Annotated in this window: 34 protein-coding genes; 1 reads left to right on the top strand and 33 read right to left on the bottom strand. The window is 37.1% G+C overall.

Features of this window, described 5'->3' with window-relative positions; translation table 11 throughout:
- Positions 1 to 178 precede the first annotated feature (178 nt).
- The 33 genes from carA to rpsL form a co-directional block, all read right to left on the bottom strand.
- The gene (gene carA, locus NU09_RS00745) at positions 179 to 1,288 is read right to left on the bottom strand and encodes a glutamine-hydrolyzing carbamoyl-phosphate synthase small subunit (protein ID WP_129749334.1); all 1,110 of its coding nucleotides are present in this window, start codon (positions 1,286 to 1,288) and stop codon (positions 179 to 181) included.
- A gap of 169 nt (positions 1,289 to 1,457) precedes the next feature.
- On the bottom strand, positions 1,458 to 1,961 hold the full coding sequence (rplQ, locus tag NU09_RS00740) for a 50S ribosomal protein L17 (RefSeq protein ID WP_129749333.1): 504 nt from the start codon (positions 1,959 to 1,961) through the stop codon (positions 1,458 to 1,460).
- 33 nt (positions 1,962 to 1,994) lie between these two features.
- Positions 1,995 to 2,987: a DNA-directed RNA polymerase subunit alpha gene (locus NU09_RS00735; RefSeq protein WP_129749332.1), complete on the bottom strand. Its 993-nt coding sequence runs from the start codon at positions 2,985 to 2,987 to the stop codon at positions 1,995 to 1,997.
- A 20-nt stretch (positions 2,988 to 3,007) separates the two neighbouring features.
- Positions 3,008 to 3,613: a 30S ribosomal protein S4 gene (gene rpsD, locus NU09_RS00730; RefSeq protein ID WP_129749331.1), complete on the bottom strand. Its 606-nt coding sequence runs from the start codon at positions 3,611 to 3,613 to the stop codon at positions 3,008 to 3,010.
- An 89-nt stretch (positions 3,614 to 3,702) separates the two neighbouring features.
- Positions 3,703 to 4,086, bottom strand: coding sequence for a 30S ribosomal protein S11 (gene rpsK / locus NU09_RS00725; protein ID WP_035129822.1), 384 nt, complete (start codon positions 4,084 to 4,086; stop codon positions 3,703 to 3,705).
- Between the two features lie 11 nt (positions 4,087 to 4,097).
- The gene (gene rpsM / locus NU09_RS00720) at positions 4,098 to 4,472 is read right to left on the bottom strand and encodes a 30S ribosomal protein S13 (RefSeq protein ID WP_129749330.1); all 375 of its coding nucleotides are present in this window, start codon (positions 4,470 to 4,472) and stop codon (positions 4,098 to 4,100) included.
- Between the two features lie 2 nt (positions 4,473 to 4,474).
- On the bottom strand, positions 4,475 to 4,591 hold the full coding sequence (gene ykgO, locus NU09_RS00715) for a type B 50S ribosomal protein L36 (protein WP_002987490.1): 117 nt from the start codon (positions 4,589 to 4,591) through the stop codon (positions 4,475 to 4,477).
- A gap of 10 nt (positions 4,592 to 4,601) precedes the next feature.
- Positions 4,602 to 4,817, bottom strand: coding sequence for a translation initiation factor IF-1 (infA, locus tag NU09_RS00710; RefSeq protein WP_007136545.1), 216 nt, complete (start codon positions 4,815 to 4,817; stop codon positions 4,602 to 4,604).
- Positions 4,818 to 4,825: 8 nt separating this feature from the next.
- Complete coding sequence (gene secY / locus NU09_RS00705; protein WP_129749329.1) at positions 4,826 to 6,169, bottom strand: preprotein translocase subunit SecY; 1,344 nt, start codon at positions 6,167 to 6,169, stop codon at positions 4,826 to 4,828.
- Between the two features lie 14 nt (positions 6,170 to 6,183).
- On the bottom strand, positions 6,184 to 6,636 hold the full coding sequence (gene rplO, locus NU09_RS00700; RefSeq protein ID WP_129749328.1) for a 50S ribosomal protein L15: 453 nt from the start codon (positions 6,634 to 6,636) through the stop codon (positions 6,184 to 6,186).
- 14 nt (positions 6,637 to 6,650) lie between these two features.
- Positions 6,651 to 6,833, bottom strand: a complete 183-nt coding sequence (rpmD, locus tag NU09_RS00695; protein WP_129749327.1) for a 50S ribosomal protein L30 — start codon at positions 6,831 to 6,833, stop codon at positions 6,651 to 6,653.
- 12 nt (positions 6,834 to 6,845) lie between these two features.
- A complete protein-coding gene (rpsE, locus tag NU09_RS00690) occupies positions 6,846 to 7,370 on the bottom strand; it encodes a 30S ribosomal protein S5 (protein ID WP_129749326.1) in 525 nt (174 codons plus the stop codon).
- A gap of 8 nt (positions 7,371 to 7,378) precedes the next feature.
- Entirely contained in the window at positions 7,379 to 7,729 is a 351-nt protein-coding gene (gene rplR / locus NU09_RS00685; RefSeq protein ID WP_129749325.1) for a 50S ribosomal protein L18, read from the bottom strand.
- Positions 7,730 to 7,740: 11 nt separating this feature from the next.
- Positions 7,741 to 8,283 carry a 50S ribosomal protein L6 gene (gene rplF / locus NU09_RS00680; protein WP_129749324.1) on the bottom strand — a complete coding sequence of 181 codons (543 nt, stop codon included), beginning with the start codon at positions 8,281 to 8,283 and terminating at the stop codon, positions 7,741 to 7,743.
- A gap of 17 nt (positions 8,284 to 8,300) precedes the next feature.
- Positions 8,301 to 8,699, bottom strand: coding sequence for a 30S ribosomal protein S8 (rpsH, locus tag NU09_RS00675; RefSeq protein ID WP_129749323.1), 399 nt, complete (start codon positions 8,697 to 8,699; stop codon positions 8,301 to 8,303).
- Between the two features lie 70 nt (positions 8,700 to 8,769).
- Positions 8,770 to 9,039: a 30S ribosomal protein S14 gene (gene rpsN / locus NU09_RS00670; RefSeq protein ID WP_026981378.1), complete on the bottom strand. Its 270-nt coding sequence runs from the start codon at positions 9,037 to 9,039 to the stop codon at positions 8,770 to 8,772.
- A gap of 3 nt (positions 9,040 to 9,042) precedes the next feature.
- Complete coding sequence (gene rplE / locus NU09_RS00665; protein ID WP_129749322.1) at positions 9,043 to 9,594, bottom strand: 50S ribosomal protein L5; 552 nt, start codon at positions 9,592 to 9,594, stop codon at positions 9,043 to 9,045.
- Positions 9,595 to 9,596: 2 nt separating this feature from the next.
- Complete coding sequence (gene rplX, locus NU09_RS00660; protein WP_129749321.1) at positions 9,597 to 9,911, bottom strand: 50S ribosomal protein L24; 315 nt, start codon at positions 9,909 to 9,911, stop codon at positions 9,597 to 9,599.
- 11 nt (positions 9,912 to 9,922) lie between these two features.
- Positions 9,923 to 10,291, bottom strand: a complete 369-nt coding sequence (rplN, locus tag NU09_RS00655) for a 50S ribosomal protein L14 (protein WP_035129796.1) — start codon at positions 10,289 to 10,291, stop codon at positions 9,923 to 9,925.
- Between the two features lie 2 nt (positions 10,292 to 10,293).
- On the bottom strand, positions 10,294 to 10,551 hold the full coding sequence (gene rpsQ, locus NU09_RS00650) for a 30S ribosomal protein S17 (RefSeq protein ID WP_129749320.1): 258 nt from the start codon (positions 10,549 to 10,551) through the stop codon (positions 10,294 to 10,296).
- 17 nt (positions 10,552 to 10,568) lie between these two features.
- The gene (gene rpmC / locus NU09_RS00645) at positions 10,569 to 10,760 is read right to left on the bottom strand and encodes a 50S ribosomal protein L29 (protein ID WP_129749319.1); all 192 of its coding nucleotides are present in this window, start codon (positions 10,758 to 10,760) and stop codon (positions 10,569 to 10,571) included.
- A gap of 12 nt (positions 10,761 to 10,772) precedes the next feature.
- Positions 10,773 to 11,192 carry a 50S ribosomal protein L16 gene (gene rplP / locus NU09_RS00640; protein ID WP_129749318.1) on the bottom strand — a complete coding sequence of 140 codons (420 nt, stop codon included), beginning with the start codon at positions 11,190 to 11,192 and terminating at the stop codon, positions 10,773 to 10,775.
- A 19-nt stretch (positions 11,193 to 11,211) separates the two neighbouring features.
- Complete coding sequence (gene rpsC / locus NU09_RS00635; RefSeq protein WP_129749317.1) at positions 11,212 to 11,937, bottom strand: 30S ribosomal protein S3; 726 nt, start codon at positions 11,935 to 11,937, stop codon at positions 11,212 to 11,214.
- A gap of 8 nt (positions 11,938 to 11,945) precedes the next feature.
- On the bottom strand, positions 11,946 to 12,359 hold the full coding sequence (gene rplV / locus NU09_RS00630; protein WP_129749316.1) for a 50S ribosomal protein L22: 414 nt from the start codon (positions 12,357 to 12,359) through the stop codon (positions 11,946 to 11,948).
- A 9-nt stretch (positions 12,360 to 12,368) separates the two neighbouring features.
- Positions 12,369 to 12,647: a 30S ribosomal protein S19 gene (rpsS, locus tag NU09_RS00625; RefSeq protein WP_020213638.1), complete on the bottom strand. Its 279-nt coding sequence runs from the start codon at positions 12,645 to 12,647 to the stop codon at positions 12,369 to 12,371.
- Between the two features lie 10 nt (positions 12,648 to 12,657).
- On the bottom strand, positions 12,658 to 13,482 hold the full coding sequence (rplB, locus tag NU09_RS00620) for a 50S ribosomal protein L2 (RefSeq protein ID WP_129749315.1): 825 nt from the start codon (positions 13,480 to 13,482) through the stop codon (positions 12,658 to 12,660).
- A 6-nt stretch (positions 13,483 to 13,488) separates the two neighbouring features.
- Positions 13,489 to 13,779, bottom strand: coding sequence for a 50S ribosomal protein L23 (gene rplW / locus NU09_RS00615; protein ID WP_129749314.1), 291 nt, complete (start codon positions 13,777 to 13,779; stop codon positions 13,489 to 13,491).
- Positions 13,780 to 13,786: 7 nt separating this feature from the next.
- Complete coding sequence (rplD, locus tag NU09_RS00610; protein WP_129749313.1) at positions 13,787 to 14,416, bottom strand: 50S ribosomal protein L4; 630 nt, start codon at positions 14,414 to 14,416, stop codon at positions 13,787 to 13,789.
- Positions 14,416 to 15,033 (bottom strand): 50S ribosomal protein L3, encoded by a 618-nt coding sequence (gene rplC, locus NU09_RS00605; protein ID WP_129749312.1) that lies wholly within the window; start codon positions 15,031 to 15,033, stop codon positions 14,416 to 14,418. Before rplC ends, rplD begins: the two co-directional genes overlap by 1 nt.
- A gap of 103 nt (positions 15,034 to 15,136) precedes the next feature.
- Positions 15,137 to 15,442 (bottom strand): 30S ribosomal protein S10, encoded by a 306-nt coding sequence (gene rpsJ / locus NU09_RS00600; protein WP_020213633.1) that lies wholly within the window; start codon positions 15,440 to 15,442, stop codon positions 15,137 to 15,139.
- Positions 15,443 to 15,453: 11 nt separating this feature from the next.
- A complete protein-coding gene (gene fusA / locus NU09_RS00595; protein ID WP_129749311.1) occupies positions 15,454 to 17,577 on the bottom strand; it encodes an elongation factor G in 2,124 nt (707 codons plus the stop codon).
- A gap of 25 nt (positions 17,578 to 17,602) precedes the next feature.
- On the bottom strand, positions 17,603 to 18,079 hold the full coding sequence (gene rpsG / locus NU09_RS00590) for a 30S ribosomal protein S7 (RefSeq protein ID WP_129749310.1): 477 nt from the start codon (positions 18,077 to 18,079) through the stop codon (positions 17,603 to 17,605).
- 25 nt (positions 18,080 to 18,104) lie between these two features.
- Positions 18,105 to 18,485 carry a 30S ribosomal protein S12 gene (gene rpsL / locus NU09_RS00585; protein WP_035129761.1) on the bottom strand — a complete coding sequence of 127 codons (381 nt, stop codon included), beginning with the start codon at positions 18,483 to 18,485 and terminating at the stop codon, positions 18,105 to 18,107.
- 181 nt (positions 18,486 to 18,666) lie between these two features.
- Here rpsL and NU09_RS00580 point away from each other — a divergent pair, with 181 nt between their 5' ends.
- Positions 18,667 to 20,331 carry a hypothetical protein gene (locus tag NU09_RS00580; RefSeq protein ID WP_242501806.1) on the top strand — a complete coding sequence of 555 codons (1,665 nt, stop codon included), beginning with the start codon at positions 18,667 to 18,669 and terminating at the stop codon, positions 20,329 to 20,331.
- Positions 20,332 to 20,356 lie beyond the last annotated feature (25 nt).

Below are 20,356 nucleotides of genomic sequence, written 5' to 3'. Positions count from 1 at the left end.
TCAAAACAAATTTAAACATTTTGAAAAATGAAAAGGTCTTATTTTTAAAAACTTATAAACGCAATCGTTTTAGTTTCTGCCACTTAACCAAAATTTTATTTTCAAAACGTCTATAAACAGAATTTGGGCTAACTTTTACATTAGCCCAAATTCGTTTTTTGTTTTTAAAAGCCCATAATTAGTTTTTGGCTTTTTGTATATTTTCGATAAACTGATCAAACAGATATGATGCATCGTGCGGACCAGGACTTGCCTCAGGGTGATATTGTACCGAGAAGCAGTTCTTGTTCTTCATACGCATACCTGCTACAGTACCGTCGTTAACATGCTCGTGAGTAATCTCAAAGTCTGGGTGCTTTTCAAGCTCTTCCCTTACTACGGCAAAACCGTGGTTTTGAGAAGTTATTTCACCTTCACCTGTAATCATGTTTCTTACAGGGTGGTTAATACCTCTGTGTCCGTTAAACATTTTGTAAGTAGAGATTCCGTTAGCAAGAGCCAGTACCTGGTGTCCTAAACAGATTCCGAAAACCGGTTCATTATTTTCTAATATCTTTTTAGCAGTTTCCTGAGCTACAACAAGCGGAGCCGGGTCACCGGGACCGTTTGAAAGGAAGTATCCGTCAGGATTAAAACTTCTTAAATCCTCATAAGTTGAGTTATAAGGGAAAACCTTAATATAACAGTCTCTCTTAACAAGATTTCTTAAGATATTTTTCTTAATACCTAAGTCAAGAGCAGATATTTTATACTTAGCATCCGGGTTACCCACAAAGTAAGGTTCAGTAGTCGATACTTTTGAAGAAAGTTCAAGACCATCCATGTTAGGAACTTCAGCAAGTTGTTTCTTTAAATCTTCAACAGAAGTACCATCTGTAGAGATAGCAGCATTCATAGCTCCGTTATCACGTATATAGCTTACAAGCGCTCTTGTATCTACATCAGAAATAGCTACTAAGTTTTGTTTTTCAAAATACTCTTTAAGTCCTTCAGTAGAATTAACCCTTGAATGGTTAAAGCTAAAGTTTTTACAAACAAGACCTGAAATCATTATTCTATCAGCCTCTACTTCCTCTTCATTAGTACCATAGTTACCTATATGTGCATTAGATGCAACCATAATTTGCCCGAAGTAAGACGGGTCTGTAAAAATTTCCTGGTAACCGGTCATACCGGTATTAAAACATACTTCACCAAATACTGTTCCTTCAATCCCAATAGATTTTCCGTGAAAAACAGTGCCGTCCGCTAAAAGAAGTATGGCTTTGTTACGATTTGAATATTTCATTTATTACTATTTGTTGCTGTATTGCGTGCAAATTTACTTCAAAAAATTGTGTTTCTAAAATTTAGCTGTCAATTGATTAGTATAAACCGATTTCGCTAAGCCAAAAAAAAAGGACAAACTATAAAGTTTATCCTTTTTTAATATTATTGAAAAATCAGTTTTACCATGATTATTCAGTAGCTTCTTTGTTTTCTTCTGTATCAACAGCAGGAGCTTCAGTTGCAGGAGCCTCAGCTGCAGGAGCTGTAGCTTTTTTTGCAGTTCTACTTCTACGAGTAGTTTTCTTAGCTTCTTTTTTAGTAGCGTTGTACAGTTCGTTAAAGTCAACAAGCTCGATCATAGCCATATCAGCGTTATCTCCAAGACGGTTTCCTAACTTAATGATACGAGTATAACCACCCGGACGATCTCCAACTTTAGCAGCAACTTCTCTGAAAAGTTCAGTAACTGCATATTTGTTTCTTAGGTAAGAGAAAACGATACGTCTGTTGTGAGTTGTGTCTTCTTTAGATTTTGTTACAAGAGGCTCAACAAACTGCTTAAGGGCTTTTGCCTTAGCAACAGTCGTGTTGATACGCTTGTGCTCTATAAGGGAGCAGGCCATGTTAGCCAGCATAGCCTTTCTATGACCAGCTTGCCTGCCTAAGTGATTTATTTTTTTTCCGTGTCTCATTGCTGTCTGTAATTAAAACCTTAACGGCCCAGATTATTCTTTATCTAATTTATATTTCGTTAAATCCATTCCGAAGTGTAAATTCTTAGAAGCAACAAGCTCATCAAGCTCGGTTAAAGATTTTTTACCAAAGTTACGGAACTTCATTAAGTCATTTTTATTGAACGATACTAAGTCACCTAATGTATCAACTTCAGTCGCTTTTAAACAATTTAATGCTCTTACAGAAAGATCCATATCAACAAGCTTAGTTTTAAGAAGCTGTCTCATATGTAATGACTCTTCGTCATAAGATTCTGTTTGTGCTATCTCATCGGCCTCAAGTGTTATCCTTTCATCAGAGAACAGCATAAAGTGATGTATTAGCGTTTTAGCTGCCTCAGTTAATGCGTCTTTAGGATGAATAGAACCATCTGTGATAATTTCAAAAACCAGTTTTTCGTAGTCGGTTTTCTGCTCTACACGGAAGTTTTCTATTGTATACTTTACATTCTTTACCGGAGTAAAGATTGAGTCTGTAAAGATTGTTCCTATAGCTGCATTTTGCTTTTTGTTCTCCTCTGCAGGCACATAACCCCTACCTTTCTCAATAGTAAGCTCAAGGTTTATGTTAATCTTGCTGTCCATGTTACAGATAACAAGCTCAGGGTTTAATACCTGGAATCCTGAAATGAACTTTTGGAAATCACCAGCCGTAAGCTGATCTTTTCCTGTAAAAGATACAGTAACAGATTCGTTATCGATGTCTTCTATCTGACGTTTGAAACGAACTTGTTTTAAGTTCAGGATTATCTCCGTAACATCTTCAACAACCCCAGCTATTGTAGAGAATTCGTGGTCAACTCCTTCGATACGAACAGAAGTAATTGCGTAACCTTCCAGTGAAGAAAGCAAAACTCTTCTTAGTGCGTTACCAACAGTCAATCCATATCCCGGTTCCAAAGGTCTAAATTCAAATTTACCTTGGAAATCGGTAGAATCGATCATGATAACTTTATCGGGCTTTTGAAAATTAAATATTGCCATATTTCGACTGATGTCAATTATTATTTGTTATACAACTCAACGATTAGTTGTTCTTTGATGTTTTCCGGGATTTGTATCCTGGCAGGTACTGAAACAAAAGTACCTTCTTTAGTGTCGTTGTTCCAGGTTATCCACTCATATACTTGAGCAGAATTTGATAAAGAGCGCTCTATAGCGTCAAGAGATTTAGATTTCTCACGAACAGCAACTTTATCTCCGGCTTTAAGGTGGTAAGAAGGAATATTAACCACTTCACCGTTTACTGTAATATGCCTGTGGGAAACGATTTGTCTTGCAGCCCTTCTTGAAGGAGCAATACCCATTCTGTAAACCACATTGTCCAATCTTGCTTCACAAAGCTGTAAAAGTACTTCACCTGTTACTCCTTTAGTAGCAGCTGCTTTTTCATACAGGTTTCTGAATTGTTTTTCAAGAACTCCGTAAGTGTACTTAGCTTTTTGCTTTTCCATTAACTGAACAGCATATTCAGATTTTTTACCTCTCTTTTTAGCTAAACCATGTTGCCCTGGAGGGTAATTTCTTTTTTCGAAGGCTTTATCATCTCCGAAGATCGCCTCACCAAATTTACGGGCGATTTTAGTTTTAGGACCAGTATATCTTGCCATTTCTAAAAATTAATAAACAGGGGATTATGAATTCAGGTCTCATCCTCCGATAATCCGTAATCCTGTTTGGTTATACTCTAATAAATAAATTAAACTCTTCTTCTCTTAGGAGGACGGCACCCGTTGTGAGGTAGTGGAGTTACATCGATAATTTCAGTAACTTCAATGCCACCATTGTGAAGAGATCTGATAGCAGATTCTCTACCGTTTCCAGGACCTTTAACGTAAACTTTTACTTTTTTAAGACCTGCCTCAAGAGCAACTTTGCTGCAATCTTCTGCTGCCATCTGAGCTGCATATGGAGTGTTCTTTTTAGAACCTCTAAAGCCCATCTTACCAGCAGATGACCATGAAATAACTTCACCTTTCTTATTAGTTAAAGAGATGATGATGTTGTTAAAAGTTGCACTAATATGAGCTTCGCCTGTTGACTCAACAACAACTTTACGTTTTTTTGTATTCGCTTTAGCCATACTACTACTTATTATTTAGTTGCTTTTTTCTTGTTAGCAACAGTTTTTCTCTTACCTTTTCTTGTTCTAGAGTTATTCTTAGTGCGCTGACCTCTTAGAGGTAGTCCAACTCTGTGACGGATACCTCTGTAGCATCCGATATCCATTAAACGTTTGATGTTTAACTGGATTTCAGAACGAAGCTCTCCTTCTATTTTAAAGTAAGAAACAGCTTCACGAATGTTACCGATTTCTTCATCGTTCCACTCCTGAACTTTTTTATCTTCACTAACCTGAGCTTTTTCTAAAATCTCTTTAGCCCTGCTTTTACCAATACCGAAGATATAAGTTAAAGCAATAATTCCTCTTTTGTTTTTAGGTATGTCTACCCCTGCAATTCTTGCCATAATTATCCTTGTCTTTGTTTAAATCTAGGATTCTTTTTATTAATCACATATAATCTGCCTTTTCTACGCACAATAATGCACTCGGCACTTCTTTTCTTTACTGATGCTCTTACTTTCATTTTAATAGCTTTAGTATCTATAAGTAATTCTTGCTTTAGACAAATCATAAGGGCTCATTTCAAGTTTCACTTTATCACCAGGTAATAACTTGATATAATGCATACGCATCTTTCCTGAAATGTGAGCAATTACAATATGTCCGTTTTCTAACTCTACACGGAACATAGCATTTGATAATGCTTCTATGATTGATCCGTCTTGTTCTATTGCTGATTGTTTTGCCATAAAAATTATTAAGCTACTGCTTTTCTATTCTTACCACTTTTCATCAAACCATCATAATGTCTATTCAACAAATATGAATTTATTTGCTGGATAGTATCTATTGCAACCCCAACCATGATTAACAGCGATGTTCCGCCATAGAACAAAGCCCACTGAGACTGAACATTCATTATACTTACAACAACCGCCGGGAACACGGCAATGATTGCTAGGAATAATGATCCAGGGAATGTGATAAGCGACATGATTTTATCAAGATAGTCTCCGGTTTCAACACCTGGCCTAACACCCGGTATAAAACCTCCGCTTCTCTTAAGATCATCCGCCATTTTATTCGTAGGTACTGTAATCGCGGTGTAAAAGTACGTAAAAATTATAATTAATAATGCAAAAACAATATTATACGCCAAACCGAACACGTTTTGGAACTGAGAAGTAATGGTTTGTGCAGCATCGGCTTTTGAAAGACCGGCAAGTGCAGCTGGTATAAACATAATAGCCTGAGCAAAAATGATAGGCATAACTCCCGCAGCATTAAGCTTTAAAGGAATCCACTGTCTGTTTCCTGCAATATCCTGTTCAAAATCACCTGAAGCAGTACGACGCGCATACTGAACAGGAATTTTTCTAACAGCCATAATAAGCAGTACACAAGCTATTATAATTAATAACCATATTACTATTTCAATAACCAAAAGCATTGGCCCTCCATTGTTTTCAACCATACGAGAAGTAAACTCCTGGATAAAAGCCTGAGGCATTCTTGCAATAATACCTACAAGAATTAACAGTGATATACCGTTACCAATACCTTTGTCGGTAATTTTTTCACCAAGCCACATTGCAAAAATTGTACCTGTAGTTAAAATCACTACAGAAGAAAATATGAAAAGAAATGAATCTGAACTTATTAAAAAAGCTTGTGGTGGTAAAGTCTTATAAAGGTTATAGATATAACCAGGACCCTGCACCAATGTGATTAATATTGTAAGCCAACGGGTAATCTGATTGATTTTCTTTCTGCCGCTCTCACCCTCTTTTTGTAACTTTTGAAGGTAAGGAACTGCAATACCCATTAACTGCACAACAATAGACGCAGAGATATATGGCATAATACCCAATGCAAATACAGATGCTTGCGAAAACGCACCACCTGTAAACACATCGATCAACCAACCAATACCTCCATCAGTCTGATCTGCTAAGCTATTTAATTGTGTAGCATCAATACCCGGCAATGTAACATGCGCACCAAAACGGTAAACAAGTAACAAACCAAGAGTAACTAAAATTCTGTTTTTTAGCTCTTCTATTTTCCAAACATTGATAAACGCTTCTATAAATTTTTTCATGTGACTATAAGAGATTATAAACTTACAGCTTCACCACCAGCAGCCTCGATAGCCGCTTTAGCAGTTGCAGTAAATTTGTGAGCAGTTACTTTTAGTTTTGCCTTAAGCTCTCCTCTTCCTAATATCTTTACCTGTTCATTTTTTGTAGCAAGACGGTTTTCTACTAATACTGTAAAGTCTACAGTATCTGTAACAATTCCGTTATCTACAAGAGCCTGAAGCGTGTCTAGGTTTACACCGGCATATTCCTTACGGTTGATGTTTTTAAAACCAAATTTAGGAACACGTCTTTGTAAAGGCATCTGACCACCTTCAAAACCTATTTTCTTAGAATAACCAGAACGAGACTTAGCTCCTTTGTGACCACGTGCAGCAGTACCACCTTTACCGGAACCTTCTCCTCTACCTACTCTTTTGTTCTTATTGTGAACTGAACCTTCAGCTGGTTGTAAGTTACTTAAATCCATAACTATTGTTATTGTTATTTAGTTTCTTCTACAGAAACTAAGTGTTTAACTTTGTTTACCATTCCAAGGATAGCAGAAGTTGCATCATGTTCAACAACTTGTCCCATTTTTCTAAGACCTAAAGCCTCAAGAGTTCTCTTTTGAGTAAGAGGACAGTTGATTTGACTTTTTACTTGTTTTACTAAAATTTTCGCCATTTTTTCCTTGAATTAACCTTTAAATACTTTTTCTAAAGATACACCTCTTTGCTTAGCTACAGTAGCTGCGCTTCTCATTTGTAATAAAGCATCAAAAGTTGCTTTTACCACATTGTGAGGATTTGATGAACCTTGAGATTTTGATAATACATCGTGAATACCTACAGATTCAAGAACTGAACGTACAGCACCACCAGCAATTACTCCGGTACCGTGAGAAGCAGGCATTAGTAGTACGCGAGCACCACCAAATTTACCTTTTTGCTCATGAGGTACAGTCTGGCTTGAAAGAGGGATTCTTACAAGGTTCTTTTTAGCATCCTCTACTGCTTTAGCAATAGCTTCAGATACGTCTTTAGATTTACCAAGACCGTGGCCTACTACTCCATTCTCGTCTCCTACAACTACAATAGCAGAAAAACCGAAAGCTCTACCACCTTTTGTAACTTTAGTAACACGATTAACACTTACCAAACGGTCCTTTAATTCAAGGCCGCTTGGTTTTACAAGTTCTACGTTTTTATAATTATGATACATAATTTTTCTTAGAATTTAAGTCCGGCTTCTCTAGCGCCTTCAGCTAATGATTTAACACGTCCGTGGTAAAGGTATCCACCTCTATCAAAAGTGATGGTTTCGATACCAGCTTTCAAAGCTTTCTCTGCTACTAATTTACCTACTGCAGCTGCAGTTTCAATGTTAGTACCTTTAGTTATTCCTGCCTCTCTTGAAGATGCAGAAGCTAGAGTAACACCGTTCACGTCATCTATGATTTGAGCATAGATCTCTTTATTGCTCCTGAAAACAGAAAGTCTTGGTTGAGCAGCAGTTCCGCTTACAATCTTTCTGATTCTGAACTTAATTCTTTGTCTTCTTTCAGATTTTGTTAATGACATAGTCTTAATTTTTAAGCTGATTTACCTGCTTTTCTTCTCAATACTTCACCTACAAACTTAACTCCTTTTCCTTTGTATGGTTCAGGTTTACGGAAAGATCTAATCTTTGCCGCCACCTGGCCTAAAAGTTGTTTATCATGAGAAGCTAGTTTAATGATAGGGTTTTTACCTTTTTCAGATACAGTTTCTACAGTTACTTCAGGCACAACTTCTAAAACGATATTGTGAGAAAAACCAAGAGCTATATCAAGTTTATTACCTTGATTAGAAGCCCTGTAACCAACACCTACCAATTCAAGTTCTTTTGTAAAGCCTTCAGAAACACCTAAAATCATGTTATTGATAAGGGCTCTGTATAAACCGTGCTTAGATCTGTCGTTTTTGTTGTCAGAAGATCTTTCAACAATAACTTTGCCCTCTTCAATTTTTACAGTTACATCTGTAAATTCCTGAGAAAGCTCACCTTTTTTTCCTTTTACTGTAACAACGCCTTCTTTAACATCTACTGTTACTCCAGACGGTATTGCAATTGGATTTTTACCTATTCTTGACATCGTATAAGTCTTTATTATTAGTATACGTAACAGATTACCTCACCACCAACATTAAGTTGTTTAGCCTGTTTCCCGGTCATCAAACCTTTTGATGTAGAAACGATAGCTATACCTAATCCGTTAAGGATTCTAGGTAGGTTATCAGCACCTGCATATTTACGTAAACCTGGTTTACTAATTCTCTGGATATCTTTAATTACTGGCTCTTTAGTCTCTTTATCATACTTTAGAGCGATTTTGATTGTACCTTGTACAGTACTGTCATCAAACTTGTAGCTTAAGATATATCCCTGATCGAATAAAATCTTTGTGATCTCCTTCTTAAGGTTAGAAGCAGGAATCTCTACCACTTTGTGGTTAGCTCTTACTGCATTTCTAACTCTAGTTAGATAATCTGCGATAGGATCTGTATACATATTTATTAATTTGCGGTAACGGTTTTCGGCCTGTTAAGGCCGAACCTGAAACCAATTTATAATTCTTTTATTACCAGCTGGCTTTCTTAACTCCTGGTATCAACCCGTTGTTTGCCATTTCACGGAAAGTTACACGTGAAATACCGAATTGACGCATATACCCTCTTGGTCTTCCTGTTAGTTTGCAACGGTTGTGTAAACGTACAGGAGAAGCATTTTTAGGTAATTTTTGCAGACCTTCATAATCTCCGGCTTCTAAAAGAGCTTTTCTCTTTTCTGCATACTTTTCTACTAATGCTTGTCTTTTTACCTCGCGGGCTTTCATTGATTCTTTAGCCATAACTTAATTCTTTTTAAAAGGTAATCCTAATTCTGCTAATAATGACTTCGCTTCTTTATCGGTTTGTGCAGAAGTTACAAATGTAATATCAAAACCTGCAATTTTATTTACTTTGTCAATATCAATTTCAGGGAAAATGATTTGCTCAGTAACACCCAGGTTGTAATTACCTCTACCGTCAAAACCAGTTGCTTTGATACCACCAAAGTCTCTTACACGTGGAAGTGCAGAAGTGATAAGTCTATCTAAAAACTCATACATTCTTTCACCACGTAAAGTTACTTTAGCACCAATTGGCATACCTTTTCTCAATTTGAATGTCGCAACGTCCTTTTTAGAAATAGTAGCCACAGCTTTTTGACCAGTAATTTTTGTTAACTCTTCAACTGCGTGATCAATTAATTTCTTGTCAGACACAGCTGCACCAACTCCACGGCTTAAAACGATTTTTTCAAGTTTTGGAACCATCATCACGTTTTTATAACCGAACTCTTCTGTAAGAGCAGAGATAACTCTGTTCTTATATTCTTCTTTTAATCTTGGTATATAAGCCATCACTATAATACTTGATTAGATTTTTTTGAAAATCTCACTTTCTTATCTCCTTCAGTTCTTACACCAGTTCTTGTAGTCTCCTTAGTTTTAGGATCAACAAGTGCGATGTTAGAAATATGGATAGGAGCTTCTTTCTTCACGATACCACCCTGAGGGTTACTAGCGCTTGGTTTAGTGTGTTTAGACACCATGTTAACGCCTTCTACGATCGCTTTGTTTTTCTCACGAAGAACTTTAAGAACTTTACCTTCAGAACCTTTGTGGTCTCCGGCAATAACTCTTACTGTATCTCCTGATTTTATCTTTAGCTTTATCATCTTTAAAACAATTAAAGCACTTCTGGTGCTAATGATACAATTTTCATGAATTGTTTTTCACGAAGTTCTCTTGCTACAGGACCAAAAACACGAGTTCCCCTCATTTCACCAGCAGCATTTAATAATACACATGCGTTATCATCAAATCTGATGTATGAACCATCGGCTCTTCTCACTTCTTTTTTGGTACGTACAACTACTGCAGTCGACACAGCTCCTTTTTTAACGTTACCGTTAGGTGTTGCATCTTTTACTGAAACTACAATTTTATCTCCAACAGAGGCGTAACGTCTTTTCGTACCCCCTAATACACGAATAGTCAAAACTTCTTTTGCTCCCGTGTTGTCTGCTACTTTTAGTCTAGATTCCTGTTGTACCATAATTACTTCGCTCTTTCAATGATTTCAACTAATCTCCAACATTTAGATTTACTTAAAGGACGTGTTTCCATAATCCTTACTGTATCACCAATGTTACAGTCATTTGTTTCGTCGTGTGCAACGTATTTTTTAGTTTTTAACACGAACTTACCATATAATGGGTGTTTTACTCTTCTTGTTTCAGAAACAACAATAGACTTTGTCATTTTGTTGCTAGTAACCACACCTATTCTCTCTTTTCTTAAATTTCTTTTTTCCATCTTTCAGCAGAATACATTTATTGTAACTCTCTTTTGCTTAGCTCTGTAGCTACTCTAGCAATAGACCTTCTTACAGTTCTTATTTGTAACGGGTTTTCAATTGGAGAAATAGCGTGAGCTGATTTTAGATCGGCATATGTTTTCTGTAACTCTCCAAGTTGTGTTTGCAACTCAGCTGCAGATAGATCTTTAATTTCTGATTGTTTCATAATAAATTTAGATTATGCTTCGAAATCTCTGGCAACAATAAACTTAGTTTTTACTGGAAGCTTTTGTGCAGCAAGGCGTAAAGCCTCTTTAGCTACTGACAAAGGCACACCGCCAACTTCAAACATTATTCTTCCCGGTTTAACAACAGCAGCCCAATATTCAACTGCACCTTTACCTTTACCCATACGTACCTCTAGAGGTTTTTTAGTGATAGGTTTATCCGGGAAAATTTTAATCCACAATTGACCTTCTCTTTTCATGTAACGAGTTGCAGCGATACGTGCAGCTTCGATTTGACGAGAAGTAATAAAAGATGAATCTAAAGATTTTATACCAAACATTCCATTAGAAAGTTCGTGTCCTCTTTGAGACACGCCCTTCATTTTACCTTTCTGTACCTTACGGTATTTTGTTCTTTTAGGCTGTAACATTTTTCTTTAGTTTAAATAATTACTTTCTTTTGCGTTGGCCTTGTTTTCCTGCCGGCTTTCCTGATCCTGTAGATTTGGATTGTTTTTTATCCATACCCACTAACGGAGAAAGATCACGTTTACCGTACACTTCGCCTTTCATGATCCACACTTTAATTCCCATTCTACCATAAGTAGTATGAGCCTCTGTAAGTGCATAATCAATGTCCGCTCTGAAAGTTGATAGAGGAATTCTACCTTCTTTGAACATTTCTGAACGTGCCATCTCAGCACCGTTCAAACGACCTGAAATCATAACTTTAATACCCTCAGCATTCATACGCATAGCTGCAGCGATAGCCATTTTAATAGCTCTTCTGTAAGAGATACGGCTTTCAATCTGACGAGCAATGCTTGAACCTACTAAGTAAGCATCAAGTTCTGGTCTTTTGATTTCAAAGATGTTGATTTGAACCTCTTTGTCAGTAATTTTCTTAAGCTCTTCTTTTAACTTGTCTACCTCCTGACCACCTTTACCGATAATAATACCGGGACGGGCAGTAGTGATAGTAACGGTTACAAGCTTTAAAGTTCTCTCGATGATTACTTTAGACACACTTGCTTTAGCTAAACGGGCATGGATATACTTTCTGATTTTATGATCCTCGGCAAGTTTATCACCGTAATCATTTCCACCATACCAGTTGGAATCCCATCCTCTGATGATACCAAGGCGATTTCCTATTGGATTTGTCTTTTGTCCCATACTGTTAATTAATTGCTTTGTGTGTTATTATTATTAGCACCTAACACGATAGTAACGTGGTTAGAGCGTTTTCTTATTCTGTGAGCACGACCTTGCGGTGCTGGTCTCAGCCTTTTAAGCATCATACCACCGTCAACTCTGATCTCTTTTACAAACAGTCCGGCGTCTTCTAAGCTCTCTTCAGCATTTTTCTGCTGCCAGTTATTGATAGCAGAAAGTAATAATTTCTCAAGTTTGCGAGAAGCTTCTTTACTGTTAAACTTTAATATATTAAGAGCTAATTCTACTTTCTGACCTCTTACTAAATCTGCTACAATACGCATCTTTCTAGGCGAAGTAGGGCAGTTATTTAACTTAGCAAACGCAACTTGCTTGTTAGCTTCCTTAATCTGCTCTGCTCTTTCTCTTTTACGAACTCCCATAGCTTCTTATTATTTTTTACCTTTATTTTTTGCACCAGCATGACCTCTGAAAGATCTTGTTGGCGAAAATTCTCCTAATTTATGACCTACCATATTCTCTGTAACATAAACCGGTACGAATTGACGACCGTTGTGAACTGCGATAGTCTGTCCAACAAAATCCGGAGTAATCATTGAAGCTCTAGACCAAGTCTTAACAACTCCTTTGTTACCTTTTTCGATATTTTCCTGAACTTTCTTTTCTAATTTATAGTGAACGAAAGGTCCTTTCTTTAATGAACGTGCCATATCTTACTTATTATTTCTTTCTACGTTCTACGATATACTTATTACTCGGGTTAACTTTAGAACGAGTTCTGTAACCTTTAGCCGGTAGACCTTTTCTTGAACGTGGGTGACCTCCAGAAGAACGTCCTTCACCACCACCCATTGGGTGATCAACCGGGTTCATCGCTACTGGTCTTGTTCTAGGTCTTCTGCCTAACCATCTAGATCTACCTGCTTTACCAGATACAACTAATTGGTGATCAGAGTTAGAAACCGCTCCAATTGTAGCCATACAAGTTAAAAGGATTAACCTTGTTTCACCTGAAGGCATTTTGATTGTAGCATATTTTCCATCTCTTGCCATTAACTGAGCAAAAGTACCAGCACTACGAGCAATTACTGCTCCCTGACCAGGACGTAGCTCTATACAAGATATAACAGTACCAAGAGGAATTTTGCTTAAAGGTAAAGCGTTACCGATTTCAGGAGCTGCATCAGCACCTGAAACAACAGTTTGACCTACTTGTAGACCGTTTTGAGCTATGATGTAAGTTTTCTGACCATCAGCATATGCTAAAAGCGAAATGAATGCTGAACGGTTTGGATCGTACTCGATAGTTTTAACTGTAGCAGGAATACCAGCTTTAGCTCTTTTAAAATCAATGATACGATACTTTTGTTTGTGACCACCGCCTGTGTAACGCATGGTCATTTTTCCTTGACTATTTCTACCTCCTGAGTTTTTTTTCGGTGCGAGTAATGAACGCTCCGGCTTATCAGTTGTAATAGTGTCAAAGCTATTTACAACTCTAAAACGCTGACCCGGGGTAATAGGTTTTAATTTTCTAACTGACATTTTCTATTAGATATTATTATAAAAATCTATTGTTTCACCTTCCTGTACTTGTACAATTGCTTTTTTATAAGCACTTGTCTTTCCGCTAATTAAACCACTCTTAGTGTATTTAACTGTTCTATCAGCCCTGTAATTCATAGTGTTAACTTCAACAACAGAAACCCCGTATGCAGCCTCAACTGCATTTTTGATCTGGATTTTGTTTGCTTTCTTGTCAACAACAAAACCAAAACGGTTGAAAATTTCACCGTCTTTAGTTATTTTTTCGGTAATGATAGGTTTTATTATGATACTCATTGCCCTATTATTTACTTAAATTTTCTTGAATTCCTTCTAACGAACCTTCTAAAAGAACTAAATTATTCGCATTTAAAATTGCGTAAGTGTTTAATTCAGAGGTAGTTACAACATTAGACGCCTTTAAATTGCGTGACGACAAATATACATTTTTATTTGTATCACCCAACACAAATAGAGATTTTTTATTCTCTAACCCTAAAGCTTTCAAAACGTTAATGAAATTTTTAGTATTTGGCGCTTCAAAAGTGAAGTCTTCAACTACTGTTAAATTTGATTCATTTGCCTTGATTGATAGAGCAGATTTTCTCGCTAAACGTTTAAGGTTTTTGTTCAGTTTGAAAGAGTAGTTTCTTGGTCTTGGCCCGAAAACTGTTCCTCCTCCTTTGAACAAAGGATTCTTAACACTTCCTGCACGTGCAGTACCGGTTCCTTTTTGCTTTTTAATCTTGCGTGTACTTCCGGTAACTTCAGCTCTTTCTTTTGCTTTGTGAGTTCCTTGTCTCTGGTTTGCTAAATATTGTTTAACATCCAGGTAAACCGCATGATTATTAGGCTCAATTGCGAATACAGAGTCAGAAAGAGTAACTGTTCTGCCTGTTTCTTTTCCGTTGATATCTAATACTTTTACTTCCATTACTTTTGAATGATTACGTAAGAGTTTTTGTGTCCAGGAACACATCCTTTAACAACCAGTAGGTTTTTCTCTGCTACTACTTTTAAAACTCTAAGGTTTTGAACTGTTACATTTTCTCCTCCTGTTCTACCTGCCATACGCATTCCTTTGAATACTCTTGACGGGTAAGATGATGCACCTACAGAACCCGGCGCTCTTAAACGGTTGTGCTGACCGTGAGTAGCTTGTCCAACACCACCAAAACCGTGACGTTTAACAACACCCTGGAAGCCTTTACCTTTAGATACACCTTGTACATCTACAAATTCACCTTCATTAAACAGATCTACTGTTAGAACATCACCTAAGTTATGCTCTTGTTCAAAATACTTGAATTCAACGACTCTTTTCTTCACATCAGTACCAGCTTTCTTAAAGTGACCTTGAGCCGCTTTTGTTGTGTGCTTTTCTGACTTGTCATCGAAACCAAGTTGCAACGCTTTATACCCGTCAACCTCATTGGTTCTGACTTGGGTAACAACACATGGTCCAGCTTCGATTACTGTACACGGGATATTTTTTCCGTTTTCATCGAAAATACTGGTCATGCCGATTTTTCTACCAATTAACCCAGACATATTAAAAATTAATTATAATTACTTATTTAAATTTTGTTCTATATAGCAAGAAGTATCAGGCAGAAAGAAACCGCCTGACACCTTCTTTACTTTTATTTATTTATCACACTTTGATCTCTACTTCAACACCACTAGGAAGCTCTAATTTCATAAGAGCATCGATAGTTTTAGAAGAAGAACTGTAAATATCAAGAAGTCTTTTGTATGAACTAACTTCAAACTGCTCTCTTGATTTTTTGTTTACGTGCGGAGAACGTAGTACAGTAAAAATCTTTTTGTGTGTAGGTAACGGAATTGGACCTGTTACAACTGCACCTGTACTTTTTACAGTTTTAACGATCTTCTCAGCAGACTTGTCTACAAGGCTATGATCGTATGATTTTAATTTTATTCTGATTTTTTGACTCATTTTTCTTTGAATTAAGCGTTACCTTTTGCTTTTTTAATTACCTCTTCTGAAATATTAGAAGGTGTTTCAGCATAGTGAGAGAACTCCATAGTTGATGTTGCACGACCCGAAGAAAGTGTTCTTAGAGTAGTTACATAACCAAACATTTCTGAAAGCGGAACGCTTGCTTTAACAACTTTAGAACCAGCTCTGTCATCCATGTTGTTGATTTGACCTCTTCTTCTGTTAAGGTCACCAACGATATCACCCATATTCTCTTCAGGAGTAAGAACCTCAAGCTTCATGATAGGCTCAAGAATTACAGCTCCTGCAGCTTTAGCAGACTCTTTGTAACCCATTTTAGCAGCTAATTCGAAAGAAAGAGCATCAGAGTCAACCGGGTGGAATGAACCATCCGTTAGAGTCACCTTCATACTATCCATTTCATAACCGGCAAGAGGACCTTGTTTCATAGCTTCTTTGAAACCTTTCTCTACAGCAGGTATAAACTCTTTTGGTACGTTACCACCTTTAACCTCGTTAACAAACTGAAGACCAACAACATTTTCATCTGCAGGCTCAATTTTGAACACGATGTCTGCGAATTTACCACGACCACCTGATTGTTTTTTGTAAACCTCTCTGTGGCTGGCATTACGCGTAAGAGCTTCTTTGTACTCAACCTGAGGCTCACCTTGGTTAACCTCAACTTTGAATTCTCTCTTAAGACGGTCAACAAGGATGTCTAAGTGAAGCTCACCCATACCAGAGATGATAGTTTGTCCTGAAGCCTGGTCAGTTCTCACTGTAAACGTTGGATCCTCTTCAGCAAGTTTAGCTAAAGCCATACCCATTTTATCTACGTCTGCCTTAGTTTTAGGCTCGATAGCGATACCGATTACCGGATCAGGGAAGTTCATACTCTCAAGTACGATTGGGTGTTTCTCATCACAAAGAGTATCACCAGTTTTAATATCTTTAAAACCTACAGCAGCTCCAATATCTCCAGCCTCGATGAAATCGATAGCATTTTGCTTGTTAGCGTGCATTTGGTAAATACGAGATATACGCTCCTTGTTTCCTGAACGAGTATTAAACACATAAGAACCAGCATCAAGACGACCTGAATAAGCTCTAAAGAATGCTAAACGACCTACATAAGGGTCAGTAGCAATTTTAAATGCTAACGCAGCGAACGGCTCGGTTACTGACGGCTTACGGAAAATTGGCTCCTCTGTATCAGGATTTGTTCCGTCGATAGCCTCTTTATCAAGTGGCGAAGGAAGGAATTTACAAACTGCATCCAGCATGAACTGAACACCTTTATTTTTGAATGAAGAACCACAAAGCATTGGGATGATAGCCATATCAATAGTAGCTTTTCTTAACGCCTCGTTTATTTCTTCTTCAGTTATAGAGTTTTCATCCTCCATATATTTCTCAAGAAGGTTTTCATCATAAGCAGCAACCTCTTCGATTAGTTGAGATCTGTACTGATGAGCTTCTTCTTTTAAATCATCCGGAATAGGAACGATATCAAATGTAGCTCCCTGAGTATCATCATGCCATACAATAGCCTGATTTTTGATAAGGTCTACTACACCTTTAAAGTCTGCCTCATCACCAATTGGTAATACAATTGGCACAGCGTTAGACTTAAGCATATCTTTAACCTGCTGACAAACTGCAAGGAAGTTTGAACCCTGACGGTCCATTTTGTTTACGAATCCCATACGAGGAACTCTGTAGTTATCTGCAAGTCTCCAGTTAGTTTCAGACTGTGGCTCAACACCATCTACCGCACTGAAAAGGAAAACAAGACCATCAAGAACCCTTAATGAACGGTTTACCTCTACTGTAAAGTCAACGTGACCCGGAGTATCGATGATGTTAAAGTGGTACGGGTTAGTATTCTCAAGCGCCTTACCCTGCTCTGTAGGGAAGTTCCAGGTACAAGTTGTAGCAGCAGAAGTAATTGTAATACCTCTTTCCTGCTCCTGTGCCATCCAGTCCATGGTAGCAGCACCATCGTGTACCTCACCTATCTTGTGTGATTTACCCGTGTAAAAAAGTATACGCTCAGTTGTTGTCGTTTTACCGGCATCAATGTGAGCAGCAATACCTATATTTCTAGTATATTTTAAATCTCTTGCCATTTTATTTATAATGTTTCTTTATGAATTAAAATCTAAAGTGAGAGAACGCTTTGTTAGCTTCTGCCATCTTATGAGTATCCATTCTCTTTTTAACAGCAGCACCTTCTTCTTTAGCAGCAGCTAAAATTTCAGAAGCTAGTCTCTGAGCCATAGATTTCTCATTTCTTTTTCTTGCATAAAGGATCAGCCATTTCATAGCCATAGAGATTTTTCTGTCTGGTCTGATCTGCATTGGGATCTGAAAAGTAGCACCACCTACTCTGCGGCTTCTTACTTCCACGTGAGGCATTACATTGTTAATAGCATCTTTCCAAGTCTCTAATGCTGATTTCTCCGCATCCTGTTTTTTCTGTTCTACGATTTCAATAGCATCATAGAATACTTTAAAAGCAGTTGATTTTTTACCGTCCCACATTAAGTTGTTTACAAAACGTGTTACTAATTGATCGTTAAACTTCGGATCTGGTAAAAGAGGTCTTTTTTTGGCCTGTCTTTTTCTCATGTCTTTACTTTAAAAGTTTTTAAAATTACTTTTTGTCTTTAGGGCGTTTTGCACCATACTTAGACCTTCTTTGTAACCTACCGTTAACACCGGCAGTATCCAAAGCACCACGAACGATGTGGTATCTAACTCCTGGTAAATCTTTTACCCTTCCGCCTCTAACTAATACTATCGAGTGCTCTTGCAGATTGTGTCCCTCTCCAGGAATGTAAGCATTTACCTCATTACCGTTAGTTAAACGAACCCTTGCAACTTTACGCATTGCAGAATTCGGTTTCTTAGGTGTAGTAGTGTAAACACGTGTACAAACCCCTCTTCTTTGAGGGCAAGAATCTAAAGCAGCCGATTTACTCTTCTTAGTTATCTGGGCTCTCCCTGTTCTTACTAATTGCTGAATTGTTGGCATAATTAATATTAAAAATTTCTTATGTTTAAAAAACCCGCTTTTTACGGGGATGCAAATGTATAAATTATAATTTACAAAACAAATCTTAATCCATTAATTTTCAAATGAATCAAAGTCAAAAATGCCTTCGTATATTTTTTGCACTTTTTTTACGTTACTTTTACCGGATAAGATTTTTAAGTTGAGGCATTTTTTCACCATATATATAGTATTACTTTTTTCGGTTTCGGCAACAGCCCAAAATTTTTATTTAAAAGTTGAAGGAAAGAACGAGACGGAAACGAAAACTATCGACTCCATAGGCTACAATAAAAGCCATGAGAATGCTAAATTGGCCAAAGACGAAACAGACAGGATCGTATCCGTTTTACAGAGAAGAGGTTATTTTGAAACACATATATCCAATTATTCCAAACCAAACGACTCCACTTTTCTCTATCATTTAAATGTGGGCAATCGCACCAACACCTTATACATATATACCGGAAAACTATCTGAAAACGAAAAGGAACTCCTTAATATTAAAAAGGACACCATTACAACAACACCGGGAGAAGTCGAAAGTTTTATGAACTCCAGCATAAAACTACTGGAGCAGAAAGGGTATTCTATAAGCTCACTAAAACTTACAGAGCATACCTCAAAAGGGAACTCATTATACACAACGCTAAAATTAAAGACCGACAAGAAAAGATCTATTGACGGACTAGCTATTCAGGGATATGACAAATTCCCGGAAGGAATACGCCGAAACATATTAAAACAATACAAAGGCAAGGTGTTTAACCAAAACAACCTTGAAAGAATATACAAAGACTTTAATGCCCTTAGATTTGTAAACCAGGTTCGCTACCCAGAAATACTATTTAAGGAAGACAGCACCAAAGTATATGTATACCTTGAAAAAGGAAGGCCAAATACTTTTGACGGATTTATAGGCTTTACAAACGATGAGGAAAGCAATATCATCTTTAACGGATATATAGACATACTCCTTAATAATGTATTGAATTCCGGAGAGAAATTCAATCTTTTCTGGAAAAGTGACGGACAGAAACAAACCACCTTTAACGCAGCGTTAGAGCTACCTTATATATTTAAGAGTCCGCTAGGCGTAAAGGGTAGTCTTAAAATATTTAAACAGGACAGTACTTTTCAAAACACTTCTACCGACTTAAATTTAGGATATTACTTTAGCTATAACTCAAAATTATTCTTAGGCCGCCAGACGACTGAGTCAGTCGATATTCAAAACACAAACACCAGTACATTGAGTGACTTTTCCAATCGTTTTTGGACATCAACCTATGAATTTACAAACTACAATATTGATGATTTTCTCTTTCCGGAAAAAACCATACTTCAGCTAAAAGCAGGCATAGGTACCAGAGACAGCAAAGCAGGAAACAGCAATCAGCATTTTGCACAAATTAATGCCGCGTATAATTTTTACCTCAATAAAAGAAACATTATAAACCTTAAGAACCAAACCTATTATCTTAAAAGCGACTCCTACATAGTAAGTGAGCTTTTTAGATTTGGAGGTATTACTTCAATAAGAGGTTTTAATGAGAACAGCCTTCAGGCGAATTTATTTTCGGCAATAATGAGCGAATACCGTTTTGTATTGGCCCAAAATATGTACCTCCACTCCATTACCGATTACGGATACTATCAGGATGAAACCAGCGACACAAATAACAATCTTTTAAGTTTTGGTTTCGGTTTTGGGCTACTTACAAAAACAGGATTGTTTAATATTATTTATGCTAACGGAAGTACAAAAGGGCAAACCATTAAACTATCCAACTCTATTGTACACATAAGTTTTAAGACTACCTTCTAAAATAAAAAAGGCTGCCTGAAGGCAG

Origin of the sequence: Flavobacterium beibuense, assembly GCF_004151245.1 — a bacterium.
Lineage (GTDB): Bacteria > Bacteroidota > Bacteroidia > Flavobacteriales > Flavobacteriaceae > Flavobacterium > Flavobacterium beibuense_A.
This window is presented reverse-complemented; position numbering and strand designations above follow the sequence as displayed.